Genomic DNA, 14,257 nt, shown 5'->3' with positions numbered 1-14,257 from the left:
TTGCATATTTTTCCATAGGGCAGGAAAAAATTCTCCCTGCGCCTATTTATGCCAGCCGGTCACCAACTGGGCTGCCCGCTGCTGCAAATAGGTGACGATCTCCTGGCCTTCCGCCTGTTCTTCGTCAGGTGCCTGCCCCGGAACAATGCCCAAAGCCTGCAGTTCTGCCTTCAGCTGGGCCAGCGACGCCTCGGGGTCCAGATACCACTGGCTGCCCCGCACCCGGACAAAGTTCCAGCCCATACGCTCCAGCACGGCCTGACTATAGCGCAGGTCAGCCGCCTCCTTGAGGCTGTCCACCCAGTGCTCGCCATCACAGGCAATGATGACGCGTTTTTCGCCGTATTGGGCGGCCACCGGCACCACCAGGCTGCCCACCGCCATGTTCTGACGGATTTCATACCCTTCAGCCTGCAGGCTGCGGACTACGGTAAGCTCCAGCGAAGCGGGCTGCTTGTCCGCCATTTCGTCCACGGCCTTGGGTGCTGCTGCATATTCCAGCAGCCCCCGCCGCAGATCGCCCTCTTTCAGATCGTCGATGTCCATGGAATGGAAGATCCAGACCTGCTCTCTGGCACGGCTGACGGCGACATTATAGCGCTTGGCCGTGTCGCCGGCATGGCCTTCGCCCACCAGGCGCATCTGCTGGAGTGCCTCCAGGCTGTCCCTGCTGTCCACCAGCGACAGGAAGATCACATCGCGCTCATCTCCCTGAAAATCTGCGGGACTGCCGCAGAGGAAATGACAAGCTTCCAGCGCGGTAATGCCGATTTCCTGCACGGCCAGTTCCCGGATCAGCTTGCCCTGTTCGGTTCCCAACATGGAGATGGCTCCGAACGTCAGCCCCTGATAGGCCGGCTCCTGAAGGCATGCCGACAACGTTGCCACAATGTACTCAGCCTCGAGGAGATTCTGCTTCCTGCCCGGCTCCCGGATACCATGGACCTTCACCGTGACCCAGGGCGGCAACAGGCGGCCGGATTCCCGCAAAGGCCGGATTCGTCCATCATAGGCGAGCTGGTTGGAATAACCGATGATTTCCGGCACACAGCGGAAATGTTCCGTGAGCATCCGGGCGGCAAAATTCATCTGGGCGATATCGTACAGGGAAGTATCCATGGTATAAAGGGACGCATGCTTGATCACGCCCTCGATGGTACTGTTCTGCAGATGGGTGATCTCTGCCGCCGTCACCCCGACCGCAGCGGGACTGACCTGCTTGTCATCGCCCACGATGATGACCTGCTTGCCAAAGTAAAGCAGCGGCAAGGCGGTGATGTCCGCCTGGCTGGCTTCGTCGATCAGGATGATGTCGAATTTGGGGCTTTCCGGATCCAGGTTCTGCCAGACCCGGGGCAGCGGCATGATCCAGGCGGGAACAGCATTCTGTGCCTCCCGCATGCAGGCCTGGGCTTCACGCCTGTGCCGTGCCGCATAGCGGCCCTTGCCACGCCCCAGTTTCTGCACCGCCTTGCTCCAGCCCACTAGGCTGGTCTGCAGGCTGTTGCCCTCCACATTGGCCAACAGATGCTGCCAGGCCTGATTCTCGGCCAAAGCTGCCGTCGCCTGAGCGAACCGTTCCGTCAGTTCCTTGATTTCCACCTCGATGCACTGCGCATCGCCTTGCGGCAGCTGCGCCAGTTCCCGGCGGAACTGGGCATACAGCCAGGCATCCTCAATATTTTCCGGCGGCGTCCCGGCCCCGCTGTGCCCAGCCAGAGACTCAATCTGTGCCGCCCATTGCGGAGCGGCCTTTGCGACCTGCTGCAACAGATGCTGCCGCTGCTGCAGTCTGGGCAGGAGCTTTTCATAGTTCACCAATTTGGCATAAGCCTCTGCATAGGCTTCACCGCTGCCGGCAGCCAGAGCGTGACCGAACTGGCGGGCCAGCGCCCCATCTGCCGCATCGAGCGCGTCCTTGGTCTCCCGCAGGCTGTCCGCAGAGGCCTGACGTCTGGCCTGCATCAGCAGCAAGGCCTGCAGGTGCGGAAAGTCTTCCCGCAGCCAGCGCAGCCGCGCTTTGAGCGTCCCATGAGGCGTTGCATAGCCGGGCTTGCCATAGATAAGCTGCCAGTCCACCCCGGCCTGCCGCCAAAGCAGCAACAGATCCTGCCAGACATTCTCCTGAAAGTGCAGATAGACCTCAATCTCCTGCCAACGGGCACTGAGCAGGTCGTCCAGATCATCCCCCTGGGCCGACAGCTCCTCCCAGGTTATCATGCCATAGGGTTCCAATAGCTGCTGCCACTTCACCTGCACATCATGGCGCGCCAGATGCAAGGTCACATACTGCATGGCCAGCTGGCAGTCCCGGCGGCTCGCAATCTCCTTTCCATCTATCGTGAAAGCCGCCTGCACCGCCTTCCAATCGCTGTGCCACAACTTGTCCCACCAGCTGAGCCTGCCATGTGCATCAAAAGCTGCCGCCATATCCGCCAGCGTCTGGATCAGCTGCTGAGTCAGCCTCCCCTTCCCCCGATAGGCAAAATCCACGCCAAAGAACTGGGTCATATTCTGCTGTTTCAACAGCTGCACCCGTTCAATCGCACGGCCCAGCATCTGCCAGACCTCCAGATAAGCACCCTTGCGCATCCCTGCCAGCAGTGCCTCCTGTGCCCATCTGCCTTCCAGCACGGCAAAGTCGATGCCCGCATAAAGATCGCTGGCCTCCTGCAAGCGCTGCACCGACAAGTCCTGCGCCACAGGCTGGCCGTTCTTGCAGAGCAATCCCAGCTCATCCACCGACATCTCCGGCAGGGATGCCAGCAGTTCCTCCCGCCGCTGCTTTTCCTCGGCAGCCATCGCAATCAGCGGGCCGGCAGTCTCCGGCGGCAGCATCCGGCCACGCTCCGGCAGGCGTTCTTCCATTTCGGCCAGCATATCCGGCGTGAAGAGGGTGTTGGTCTGATACAAGGCGGCCAGATCCTCCGCCGACAGCGGCAGGACGCCTTCCGCCACCGTCCCCGGTACCACGTCATCCAGTTCCGGATGGTCATGGATGAACGCCGCCATGCGGGAAGGTGACCAGGCCCGGCCGCCCAGCACGAAATAATCCCGCTTGGCCTCGAACCGCTGCATATCCTCCAGCAATTGCCTTTTTTCCCGCAGCTGCTGCAGGACGGCCTGCCGCCGTTCTGCCAGCACAGCCACCTGCTGCGCCAGCGCCTCCGCATCACTATGCGACAGGCGCTCACAAATGCCCTGTACAGAACGCTGCATATCCGCCTTGCCGCCGTCCAGCAGCGATACGCAGAGATCCTGTATGCCAGCCGGCAGTTTTTCCTTGAGCACATGCAGCGCCTTATTCGTGGCACTGGTCACCAGCACATGCTTGCCCTGCGCCAGGAAATGCCCCAGCAGGTTGGCGATGGTATGGGTTTTCCCTGTGCCCGGCGGCCCCTGTACCACCACGGCCGGGGATGCCGCCAGCTTGCGCGCAATGCCCAGCTGTTCCGCATTGGCCGCCTTGGTCAGCAGGATATCCTCCGCCTCGCCCCGGATATCGGACAGATCCAGCGCCAGCGGTTCCGCTGCCTCCTGCGGCGCATCCGGATCTACGATCCGCAGCAGCGCTTCCGGCACATCCCCTTCCTTTTCAATCCTGGCCATCATGGCCGTAATGGAACGCTCCGTCCCCGGCTGCACCCGCCGCAGGAACAGCACCTGACGCTCATAGGCCAGATACCAATCCGTGGGCAGCACATCAAACCGATTGGCGGCAAAACGGCAGTTCGGCGTAAGTGCCGCTGTATTCTCTTCCAGAAACGACGCCAGCGTTTCCGACCAGGGATGGATATCCGCCTCATCCAGCGCCTCGCCGAAGGCCCGCAGCCCATCCGCTTCCACCCCGGGCATCTCCTGGAACATATCCGCATAAAGTTCCGTGGGGTATTCCGCATCCAGCAGCTGCATTTTCCCCTTCTTATCGTAACGGAGCTGTACCCGCTTCAGGATGATCGGGTGATTGATGCCCGCGTCCAGACCACTCAGGAAAAAGCCATTGCCTGCCACCAGTTCCAAACCTTCCGGTTCCTTGCGCAGCCGGTCATAAAGCTCATAAAGCTCCATGAAGAGTTCCTGCGTACGGCTTTTCACCATTTCCCCGGCCCGCCAGAGCGTCCGCTGCCGCTTCCACTTCTCCAGTGCCGCCAGCCGCACCCCGGAGTCCACAAACCGCTCCGTCACATCGCCCAAGCGCTCATCATGGCGCTGGCGCTGCTCCCGCACCTCAATGTCCACTACCGCAAAATCCTTATAATTCGGCGTGCGGATCCAGCCCAAAAGATCGAACGGCAATTCCGGGCAAGGAATGAACTCCGGCTTTTCCACCTCCAGCAGCACGCCCTCCTGCCCCTCCAGCTGAGGCAGCAGCCGGATCCGTTTCGGGTCCACCGGCAGCTCATCCAGGAAAAGACTCCACTCTTCATCCTTGATGTTGCGCTGCAATTTCTGTCGTAAGGAGACCACCTTGCGGATATAATCCAACAATTTCAAAACCTTTTTCTGGTTATCCATAAAAACCTCGAAAACATCAACATGAACACTCAAGTTATCCACAGAATTATCCACAAATCCACAGTTTTGGGGATAACTCTGTGGATAACTTCCTTTTTTGTGAATATCATCTGTGAATATTCTACCGATTATAACAAATTCCTGCAAGGAAGAATATTCGCAGCCAGTCTGGACAGCGAAAACAACTTGACGTATTCAACCGTCAAGTATATACTGACCTTGAAATCGCTTTTAGGAGGTTGCGTGATGAACAAAAAAATATTGGCTCTCTGTTCGGCACTGGCTGTAGGAAGCTTCTGCTTCAGCACGGCCAACGCTGCCGAAAAACCCGTGGGCATACCGAATCCCATGGTCAGCTATGATACGGTAGAGGCGGCCAAGGCCGCAGCCGGCTTCCAGCCACTGTACCTGCCTTCCGTCAGCGGCTACCATGTAAGCCAGGTCTGGGTAGTGGCCGGAGATGTCATCGACATCGAATACCTGGCCGATGGGCAGACAGCCACCAGATTCCGCCTGCGCACCGCCCGCTGCACGGAACAGATGAATGAAGACATCAGCGGTCTTTATGGCGTGAAATGGCACAAAAAGACCATAGCGGGCCTGCCGGTGTCTGTCGCCACCGTCCCCGCAGAAAGCAAGGCTTACCCCGACGGCTATGCCGCCCATTGGCAGCACAACAACATGCTGTTCTCCATCAGCGCTGAGAACATCGGCCAACCGGAATTCATGCACCTGCTGGCCAGCGGTCTGGTGGAACTGAGCAAAAACTACTTTTAACATTTGCTGTTGTAATGGATAAGGAGGAGTTTCATGAAAAATCTTGGCTTTATCGGTATGGGCAATATGGCACAGGCCTTGGCAGCAGGCTTTATTGAAGCCAATGCCATCCACAAGGAAAACGTCTTTGCCTTTGCACCCAATCAGGAAAAACTGGCCAAAAACGCCGCCCGTATCGGCTTCACCCCTATGGCCAGCGCCACAGAACTTGCCGCTAAGTGTGATACCCTCGTAATGGCCTGCAAACCTTATCAGATTGAAGACGTGCTGACTAAGCTCGGCACCGCCCTGGACGGCAAGAACCTGATCTCCATTGCTGCCGGCTGGGATTTTGCCAAATATCAGACGGTACTCCAGACCAACACCCCCCTGCAGTTTATCATGCCCAACACCCCTGCTATGGTAGGGGAAGGGGTACTGCTCTTCGAGGAAAAAAATACCCTGCCCCCGGCAGAACGGGAACAGGTCAAAGAACTCTTCGCCGCCGTCGGCCTCGTCCAGGAACTGCCCAGTTCGCTTATGGGCATCGGCGGCACGGTCACGGGCTGCGGTCCCGCTTTCGTAGACCTCTTCATTGAAGCCTATGGCGATGCCGCGGTGAAATACGGGCTCAAGCGCGAGGATGCATATCGCCTGATTTCCCAGATGGTCTTAGGCTCTGCAAAACTGCAGCTCACTACTGCCACCCATCCCGGCGTGCTCAAGGACAATGTCTGCAGCCCTGCCGGCACGACCATCCGCGGCGTTACGGCCCTGGAAGAACACGGCTTCCGCAATGCCTGCATCAAATCCGTGGATGCCATCATGAACAAGTGAGCCGCCACAGCGCAAAAACCCCATCAGCCAAAGCTGACGGGGTTTTTTTATCATGAAATCCGGTTCAAGCAGGGTGCGCATGCCATCCGATCATTCGACTTTGAATTTCTGCACTTCGTCCTGCAGCATGCTGGCCATCTTTGCCAGCTGTTCGCTGTTGACATTCATCTCGTGGACAGATGCCGACTGTTCTTCCGTCGCTGCCGATACGGTTTCGGAGTTGGATACGACACTGCGGCTCATATCCTCGATATCACGGATTGCCGACTGACAGTTCTCAGCACTGTCCGTAGCTTCCCGGGACGCGCTGGCAATCTGCTGGGAACGGTCTGCGATCTTTTCCACCAACGCCACGATATCGGAGAATTCCCGGCCGGTTTCCTCCACGCTGTCTTTCGCGGTGGCGAGGTTTTCCGTACCTTCGTTCATGCTGTTGACGGCCTGCTGGGTTTCATTCTGGATCTGGCCGATCAGGCTGGCAATCTGGCTGGCTGCCTCTTCAGACTGGGCGGCCAGCTTGCGGATCTCATCGGCCACAACGGCAAAGCCGCGGCCTGCATCGCCAGCCCGGGCCGCCTCGATCGCGGCATTCAGGGCCAACAGGTTCGTCTGTTCGGCAATCCCCGAAATAGTATCCGTGATGCGGCCGATGGTATCGGAACGCTCACCGAGGCTATTGACCACGCGGGCAGACTCGCCTACGACCTTGCTGAGATGTGCCATGTCCTTGACCGTGCGGATGACCACCTTGTTCCCGTTCTGTGCCTTCTCCGTTGCCTGCTGGGTTTCAGCGGCGGAACGGCGGGCATTGTGTGCCATGCCGCCAATGCGTTCCATGAGCACATCCATGGATTGTGAAGCATCATCAATAGCAGCCAGCTGCTTGTTGGTCGCCCCGGCCACATCAGTGATGGATTCTGCCACCTGCTGGCTGGCCGCAGCAGACTGGGTAGTCATCTCATTGAGCTGGGCTGCATCGCTGGCCACCTGCTCAGCCGATTCGCGGATGGAACCCATGAGCTTGCGCATATTGGTACCCAAAACCTTCAGGATCTCCACCATCTCGCCGATCTCGTCTTCCCGTTCCGTATATTCCGGTTTGACGGGTTCTGCCCGATAATCGCCATGCGCGAATTTCCGCAAGCGCCCCGTCACAAAGCTGATGGGATCGCCGAAGCTCTGGGCGATCTTGACGCCCAGCAGGGCCATGACAACCGAAACCACCAAAATGATAATGGACGAGATCAGGATCTTATGATAGAGTGCCGACTGATTATCCTGCATGTATTTCGCAGCTTCGGCATCGATATAATCAATCCAGGAGCCAGTGCCCACGATCCAGCCATAGGGCTTGAATTCCAGCACATAGTTGCGCTTGGGCAGGGACTGCGTTTCCCCCGGTTTCGGATAGGAGAAGTCGACAAAGCCGCCGCCATCTTTCTGTCCTTCCTTCCACATGTTTTCCATGTAAGGCACGCCATTGGGATCCTTCTCATTGCGCCGCATCTTGCCCTCTGCATTCCGGTTGCCGGCATGAGCCACGCAGATACCCGTATTCTTTTCATCGGCAAAGAAATAGCCCTTGCCTTCGTCATAGCGCACCGAACGGATGACATCCAGAGCCAGCGCCTTGGCCTGTTCCTCGGTGAACTCACCTTTCTGCTGGCGGGCATAGATGCCATTCAGGGAAGACACCAGCCCCTCCGTCTGCAGCCGGAGTTCCCGGTCATAATGCATCGACAATTCCTGCCGGTATTCCTGCACCAGTTTGTCATTGTCAGAAATAGTCGTATAGATGAAATAGCCGCCTACTGACAGGGTGGCCACTACGCTGACAGCCACGAACAGAGCCGTCAGCTTTCCCCGTACGGATTTCATGAAAAACATAGATTTCCCTCCCTAGAATAAATTTCGCCGTATTTTATGTGAATATTGCGTTTTAAATGAATAGTTCTACCTTTGCCCATAAAATCCTGCTGCCAGCAAAAATATTCCCCACGCCGTACAGCGCGCAGACAACCGTGCCGGCACCTGTATCCATCCGGCGCCGGCACGAGCGATATTCAGTTGATCAGCCCCAGATCGAGCATGACTTCCTGCACCTGCTGCATCTCGATTGGTTTCGACGCATAGGCATCACAGCCCAGCTCAAAGGCCTGATCCACATATTCCATATCCGCGATGGCCGTCATCATGATGATCTTCGCCTGCTTCTGCGCCTCCACATGATGACGCGCCTCCAGCTCCCGGATCAGCTTCAGGACCATCAGCCCGTCCACCTTGGGCATCATGATATCCAGGCACATCATATCGTAAGGCTCACCGCGCTTGAACGCCTCCATGTACTTGTCCAGCGTCTCCATTCCATTGTCTGCCGTATCACAATCGCCATATGCGCGCAGAAAATTCAACAAAAAGGTGCGGCTCAGCTTGTCATCTTCCGCAATCAAAATCTTCAAGTCGTTTCCCCCTTAGGAGGCAGCACCGCGTCTCCAACCATCTTTTGCATACAATAACTAAGCAGGTTCTCCACCTGGGGATCCCGCACCAGATCTTTCCCGCCCTGCTTTTTCCGCGGACGCAGAAGAATACGCCGTTCCTCCAGCGCAGAACCCGCCTCCACCAAAGGCATCCAGAAGGATACACAGGTCCCCCGGCCCACTTCCGAATCCAGGCTCACCGTCCCCCCCATGAGGTCGACCAGTTCCCGGGATATCATGAGCCCCAGCCCCGTGCCGCCAAAGAGACGGGTCGTGCTGCTATCGCCCTGGATGAAGGGACGGAAGATCCTTTCCTGCATCCGGCGGTCCACGCCAATCCCCGTATCCTCCACGCTGAATTCCAGGCTGGGCCTGCCATGACGGGTACTCTGATACGCCGCCAGCGTGACCTTGCCCTGCGCCGTGAACTTCAGCGCATTGGCCAGCAGATTATGGAGCACCTGCCGCAGACGCAGGGGATCGCCCTTCACGTAGCGCGGCAGATGGCTGTAATCCGGCACCACGAACCGGAGCCCCTTGCTGGTGATCAGCTGGCGGTAGATGCCCGCCACCCGCGCCAAAGCCGCATGCAGATCAAAATCAATGCACTCCACATTCAGCCGGCCATTCTCCAGCTTGGCAAAATCCAGGATGTCATTGAGCAGCTGCAGCAGGTCATCAGCACTGCGCCGGGCATTCTGCAGGCACTCCTGCTGCTGCTCGCTGAGCGGCTCCTGTCCGACCATCTCCAACATGCCGATGATGCCATGCAACGGCGTACGGATCTCATGGCTCATGGTGGAAAGGAACTGCGTCTTGGTACGGTCAGCCCGTTCAGCAGCCACCTTGGCCTTTTCCAATTCTTCTTCATAACGCTTGCGGGCAGACTCGTCCACGATGGTGACAATCAGCTGTTTCTCTTCGCCCGAGCCTTCCTGAGACACCCCTAGCTCCAGCCACATGCATTCTCCGCTGCGGGCATTCTTCATCTTCACCGTGAACTCACCGGAAAAATCATCATCAGCGATGGCCGCTTCGATATTGCGCCGCACGGGACAATGACGGCAATTGCCGCCATAACCGCAGCCTTTTTCCAGGCTGTTCTCACAGCAAAAAGCGTCACCAAATTGGCGGCCCAACACATTGGTGTCCTCCGCCTGCATGATCTTCCGGCCCATATCATTGAGCGCCAGCACGCTTCCATCTGCAGACAGCAGGCATATGCCCACCTTCGCTGCCGAAAACACAGCCCGCATACACCTTTTATTGGCTTCCAAACGGGCTTCCATGACTTCAATCTGATTCATAACCCCCTGCAGCTGCGGGGGAAGTTTCTTTACAGCCCTGCGCATAAATCCCGCCTCCTAACAGTCAGCTAGTTCCGTCTCCACACAAAACAGCGCTCACAATCAAGAGACATCACGAAATAATCCTACTATAATAATAACACAAAGCATCCGCCTTGTATAGCAGAAAAATCGCCCCTGCCATTGGCAAAACAAGCCTGTTGGCGTATAATTTAACGGTGACAAACGATAAGAAAGTTGGTGCAGACCATGCAGATAAATGACATCCCCGCACTGCTTGCCAGAGAGCTGGGTGTAACCCCTAAACAGACCGCCGCGGCCATCGAGCTTCTCGACGGCGGCAACACCGTCCCCTTCATCGCCCGTTACCGCAAGGAAGCGACAGGCGCATTGGAAGACGAACAGCTGCGCATCCTGGAAGAGCGCCTGACCTATCTCCGCAACCTCGTCAAACGTCAGGACGAGATCCTCGGCAAGATCGAAGAACAGGGAAAACTCACGCCCGAACTGCGCACGGCCATCGAGCAGGCCCAGAAGCTGCAGGAGCTGGAAGACCTCTACCTGCCTTACAAGCAGAAGAAACGCACCCGTGCCCAGATTGCCCGGGAACGCGGTCTTGAGCCATTGGCCAGACTGCTGCTGGAGCAGGCCAGCATCAGCGGCACGCCGCTGGCGGAAGCCGCCAAATACTGCCAGGCAGAAAAAGGCGTGGCTGCCGCAGAAGACGCATTGAGCGGCGCTATGGATATCGCAGCCGAGACCATCATGGAAGACGCCAAACTGCGCGCCGATATGCGCACCCGTCTCTGGAACAACGGTCTGATCGAGACCGAGCTGGTCGAAGATGCGGAAGATGCGCAGACCTTTGCCATGTATGCCAGCTACAGCGAACCCATCCACACCCTGCCATCCCATCGGATCCTGGCCATCAACCGCGGCGAAGCCAAAGGCTGTCTCAAAGTCCATGTGACCATCGATGCCGAGGACTGCATGGACCGCATCTTCCGCCGCGTCCACAAGCATCTTTCCCCCTGGGACGAGACCCTCAAAGCAGTCATCGAAGACGGCTGGAAGCGCCTGCTCTTCCCTGCCCTGGAGCGCGAAGTGCGCAGCCAGCTCACAGAAGACGCAGAAGCACAGGCCATCAAGATCTTCGGTGTGAACCTCAGGCAGCTGCTCCTGCAGGCACCACTCGCCGGCCATACGGTATTGGGACTTGACCCCGGCTACCGCACGGGCTGCAAGCTGGCCGTGGTGGATGCCACCGGCCATGTCCTCGACCACGGCGTGATCCAGTTGACCCAGAGCGAAGGGGCCAAAGCTGCCGCCGCTCAGACCGTACTGAACCTCATCCGCAAGCACCATATCACCCTGCTGTCTATCGGCAACGGCACCGCCTCCTACGAAACGGAACAATTTGCCGCCCAGCTGATTGCAGACAACCATCTGACGGACGTACACTACCTGATCACCAATGAAGCCGGCGCCTCCGTCTACTCCGCATCGGCTCTGGCCAAAGAGGAACTGCCTGAATACGACGTGACCATCCGCGGTGCCGTCTCCATCGCCCGCCGCATCCAGGACCCTTTGGCTGAACTGGTGAAGATTGACCCCAAGGCCATCGGCGTGGGCCAGTACCAGCATGATGTCAACCAGAAGGAACTCGGCGCCACCCTTGATGCCACCATCGAAAGCACCGTGAACCATGTCGGCGTTGACCTCAACACGGCCAGTGCCGCCCTCCTGAAGCACATTGCCGGCATCAATGCCACCATTGCCAAAAACATCGTGGCCTACCGCAATGAAAACGGCATCTTCACCAGCCGCAGACAGTTGCTGAAAGTGCCCCGCCTTGGCCCCGCCGCCTTCACTCAATGTGCAGGCTTCCTGCGCATTGCCGGCGGCAAATCCCCCTTGGACAATACCTCCGTCCATCCCGAATCCTATGCCCTGGCTGAAAAACTGCTGGCACGCTTGGGCTTCAGCCTCGCGGACCTCAGCAACAAGGACGCGCTCAGCCTGCTCGCCGCAAAAGCGAAACTGGCAGACTGCCAGAAACTGGCCCAGGAAATGTCTGCCGGCGAACTCACTATCCGGGATATTTTCGACGCCCTCGTAAAACCGGGCCGCGACCCCCGCGAAGACCTGCCTGCACCGCTGACCCGCCAGGCCATCGTAAAGCTCTCCGACATCAAGGAAGGCAGCATCATGCGCGGCACTGTCCGCAACATCACGGACTTCGGTGCCTTCGTGGACATCGGCCTCAAGACCGCCGGCCTGATCCATATCTCGGAAATGAGCCGGAAGCGCATCAAGCATCCACTGGATGTACTGGCCGTAGGCGACATCGTCAAGGTCATGGTCATCAGCGTGGATGAAAAACGCAACCGCATCGGCTTATCCCTGAAACAAGTTCCCCAAGAGGAGGCACGTATCGGATGAAATTATTGGAAGAGACCATAGCCGCCATCACCCCGGCCGGACAGGAACCAGCCCGTCAGGCCGCCAAACAGCTGGCCAGCGTGCTGGAAGGGGACGAGGATTCCTTAGGACGTTTCCAGGACCTCCTCTTGCGCTATATCGCCATCGCCGCGGACCTGCACCCGGCCCACCCGGACAAATGTACCGTCATCTGCTGCGCCAGTCATGGCGTAGCCGCAGAAGGCGTCAGTGCCTATCCGGAAGAAACCACCCTGCAGATGACCCAGAGCTACCTGATTGGCCAGGGAGCCGCCGCTAACGCACTGGCCGACTTTGCGGACAGCGAAGTCTTCGTGGCGGACTTTGGCATCCGGGGCGACACGAGCGATATCCCCGGCCTGATCGACTGCCGGGTCGGCAACGGCACCGCCAGCATCGCCCAAGGCCCCGCCATGAGCCGCGAGCAGGCGGTAACCGCTCTGGAAAACGGCATCCGGCTGGCCAACAAATTGATTGCCGAAGGCTTTGACTGCCTCTTGCCGGGCGAGATGGGCATTGCCAACACCACCATCAGCGCCGCTATCGTGGCAGCCCTCTGCGACAGGAGCGCAGCTGACGTCACCGGCCGCGGCACCAATATCTCCAACGAGCGCTTAGCCAAAAAAACCGCCATTGTAGCCCAGGCACTGACCATCAATCAGCCGGACAAACATGACGGTTTGGATGTACTCGCCAAAGTTGGCGGTTTTGAATTCGGGGCTATAGCGGGCCTGATGTTAGGCTTTGCCGCCGCACACAAGGCCATCATCCTCGACGGTGCCAACTGCGCAGCAGCGGCCCTGTTGGCCTGTAGCCTCGCACCGGACTGTGTGGATTACCTGCTGCCCTCCCAAAAAAGCGGGGAGCCATCCCAGGCCTTTGCCCTGGAAAAGCTGGGCCTTGCCCCCTTCCTGCATCTGGACCTGAGCCTGGGGGAAGCCTGTGGCAGTTCCATCCTGGTCAAAGAGCTCACCACCGTTCTGGATCTGTGGGATGTCATCAGCCACCTGCCCCACGATCCCGTGGAGACTCCGTTCCAGCAGGCATATATGCCCAATCTGGCGCCCAAAGTCACCAACAAGACCTTCGATTTCTACCTGTCCACCATGCAGGACCTTGACCTGCCAGCCATGAACGCCTGCCGGGAACGCATCGACCATCTGGTCAAACCCCTGAACAGCCTGGGCGCACTGGAGCAGATTGCCGTGGAAATCGCCGGCATCACCGGCGATGAATTGCCCGCCGCCGATTTGGACCGGGCACTCCTCTGCTTTACCGGCAAGGTCACGAATCCCTTGCAGATGCAGCTGATTGCCGCCAGTTCCCAAAGCGCCAAAGCGGATGTGACCATGGCACATGTCCGCGAAGGACTCCCCCTGACCGCCGCTTTCGACTTTGGGCGGGAACAGGGCGAGTTCCTGTCCCTGTCCTATCCACTTCTGGGGCTGGCCATGACCGAAATCGACGAACATGCCCCCTTCGGCACGGCCAGCGAACTGCTGCGCACCGAACTGCTCCATGCGGACGGCAGCCTGAAATATCCTGCCGATGAGTTCCTCACCCATGCGCCCGAAGTGGCTCAGCCCTTTATCGGCGCCATGATCGGTGCCATCATCGCCGCGGCCCACAACAGCGCCTTCATCATTCTGGATGATGAAGCCAGTGAAATCATCGCCCGATATACAGAGCTCCTGTGCCCGGCTGTACGCCCCTACATCCTCCATGTGCAACCCCTGCTGCTGCGAGCAGACTGCACTCTGCCCGGCGGCCTGATTGCCGGCATGGGCATGGATATCGCCGATGCCTCGCTCTATATGCTGAACCATATGCGCACCTTTGCCGAAAGCAAAGTAGCGGTCGCCAGCGACGGCCCGGGAGCCGAACGGCAGCAGCGCTGAACTA

Annotated in this window: 8 protein-coding genes; 4 read left to right on the top strand and 4 right to left on the bottom strand. The window is 58.4% G+C overall.

Features of this window, described 5'->3' with window-relative positions; genetic code table 11:
- Positions 1 to 42: 42 nt before the first annotated feature.
- Complete coding sequence (locus tag BUB68_RS04035) at positions 43 to 4,515, bottom strand: AAA domain-containing protein (protein ID WP_143188078.1); 4,473 nt, start codon at positions 4,513 to 4,515, stop codon at positions 43 to 45.
- A 246-nt stretch (positions 4,516 to 4,761) separates the two neighbouring features.
- Between BUB68_RS04035 and BUB68_RS04030 the strand changes: the two genes are divergently transcribed.
- Positions 4,762 to 5,292: a hypothetical protein gene (locus tag BUB68_RS04030; RefSeq protein ID WP_073088499.1), complete on the top strand. Its 531-nt coding sequence runs from the start codon at positions 4,762 to 4,764 to the stop codon at positions 5,290 to 5,292.
- 33 nt (positions 5,293 to 5,325) lie between these two features.
- Entirely contained in the window at positions 5,326 to 6,108 is a 783-nt protein-coding gene (gene proC / locus BUB68_RS04025) for a pyrroline-5-carboxylate reductase (protein WP_073088498.1), read from the top strand.
- A gap of 90 nt (positions 6,109 to 6,198) precedes the next feature.
- Here proC and BUB68_RS04020 read toward each other — a convergent pair whose 3' ends face one another.
- The 3 genes from BUB68_RS04020 to BUB68_RS04010 form a co-directional block, all read right to left on the bottom strand.
- On the bottom strand, positions 6,199 to 7,995 hold the full coding sequence (locus tag BUB68_RS04020) for a methyl-accepting chemotaxis protein (protein ID WP_081371847.1): 1,797 nt from the start codon (positions 7,993 to 7,995) through the stop codon (positions 6,199 to 6,201).
- Between the two features lie 176 nt (positions 7,996 to 8,171).
- Entirely contained in the window at positions 8,172 to 8,567 is a 396-nt protein-coding gene (locus tag BUB68_RS04015; RefSeq protein WP_073088497.1) for a response regulator, read from the bottom strand.
- Positions 8,564 to 9,940, bottom strand: coding sequence for a PAS domain-containing sensor histidine kinase (locus BUB68_RS04010; protein WP_073088496.1), 1,377 nt, complete (start codon positions 9,938 to 9,940; stop codon positions 8,564 to 8,566). The genes BUB68_RS04015 and BUB68_RS04010 overlap by 4 nt, the downstream gene beginning before the upstream one ends.
- Before the next feature lie 204 nt (positions 9,941 to 10,144).
- Between BUB68_RS04010 and BUB68_RS04005 the strand changes: the two genes are divergently transcribed.
- Together BUB68_RS04005 and BUB68_RS04000 are read left to right on the top strand one after the other, a co-directional pair.
- A complete protein-coding gene (locus tag BUB68_RS04005) occupies positions 10,145 to 12,337 on the top strand; it encodes a Tex family protein (RefSeq protein ID WP_073088495.1) in 2,193 nt (730 codons plus the stop codon).
- The gene (locus tag BUB68_RS04000) at positions 12,334 to 14,253 is read left to right on the top strand and encodes a nicotinate-nucleotide--dimethylbenzimidazole phosphoribosyltransferase (RefSeq protein WP_073088494.1); all 1,920 of its coding nucleotides are present in this window, start codon (positions 12,334 to 12,336) and stop codon (positions 14,251 to 14,253) included. The genes BUB68_RS04005 and BUB68_RS04000 overlap by 4 nt, the downstream gene beginning before the upstream one ends.
- The last annotated feature ends 4 nt before the right edge of the window (positions 14,254 to 14,257 follow it).

The sequence above is a fragment of the Pseudoselenomonas ruminantium genome (assembly GCF_900142515.1).
Lineage (GTDB): Bacteria > Bacillota > Negativicutes > Selenomonadales > Selenomonadaceae > Selenomonas_A > Selenomonas_A ruminantium_D.
Note: the sequence above shows the minus strand (reverse complement) of the source record. Positions and strands in the feature narration are given on the sequence as shown.

What these genes read in the sequence shown, in the direction of transcription:
- BUB68_RS04035 (WP_143188078.1), bottom strand. Translation starts at nt 4,515, where the DNA reads ATGGATAACCAGAAAAAGGTTTTGAAATTGTTGGATTATATCCGCAAG.
- BUB68_RS04030 (WP_073088499.1), top strand. Translation starts at nt 4,762, where the DNA reads ATGAACAAAAAAATATTGGCTCTCTGTTCGGCACTGGCTGTAGGAAGC.
- proC (WP_073088498.1), top strand. Translation starts at nt 5,326, where the DNA reads ATGAAAAATCTTGGCTTTATCGGTATGGGCAATATGGCACAGGCCTTG.
- BUB68_RS04020 (WP_081371847.1), bottom strand. Translation starts at nt 7,995, where the DNA reads ATGTTTTTCATGAAATCCGTACGGGGAAAGCTGACGGCTCTGTTCGTG.
- BUB68_RS04010 (WP_073088496.1), bottom strand. Translation starts at nt 9,940, where the DNA reads ATGCGCAGGGCTGTAAAGAAACTTCCCCCGCAGCTGCAGGGGGTTATG.
- BUB68_RS04005 (WP_073088495.1), top strand. Translation starts at nt 10,145, where the DNA reads ATGCAGATAAATGACATCCCCGCACTGCTTGCCAGAGAGCTGGGTGTA.
- BUB68_RS04000 (WP_073088494.1), top strand. Translation starts at nt 12,334, where the DNA reads ATGAAATTATTGGAAGAGACCATAGCCGCCATCACCCCGGCCGGACAG.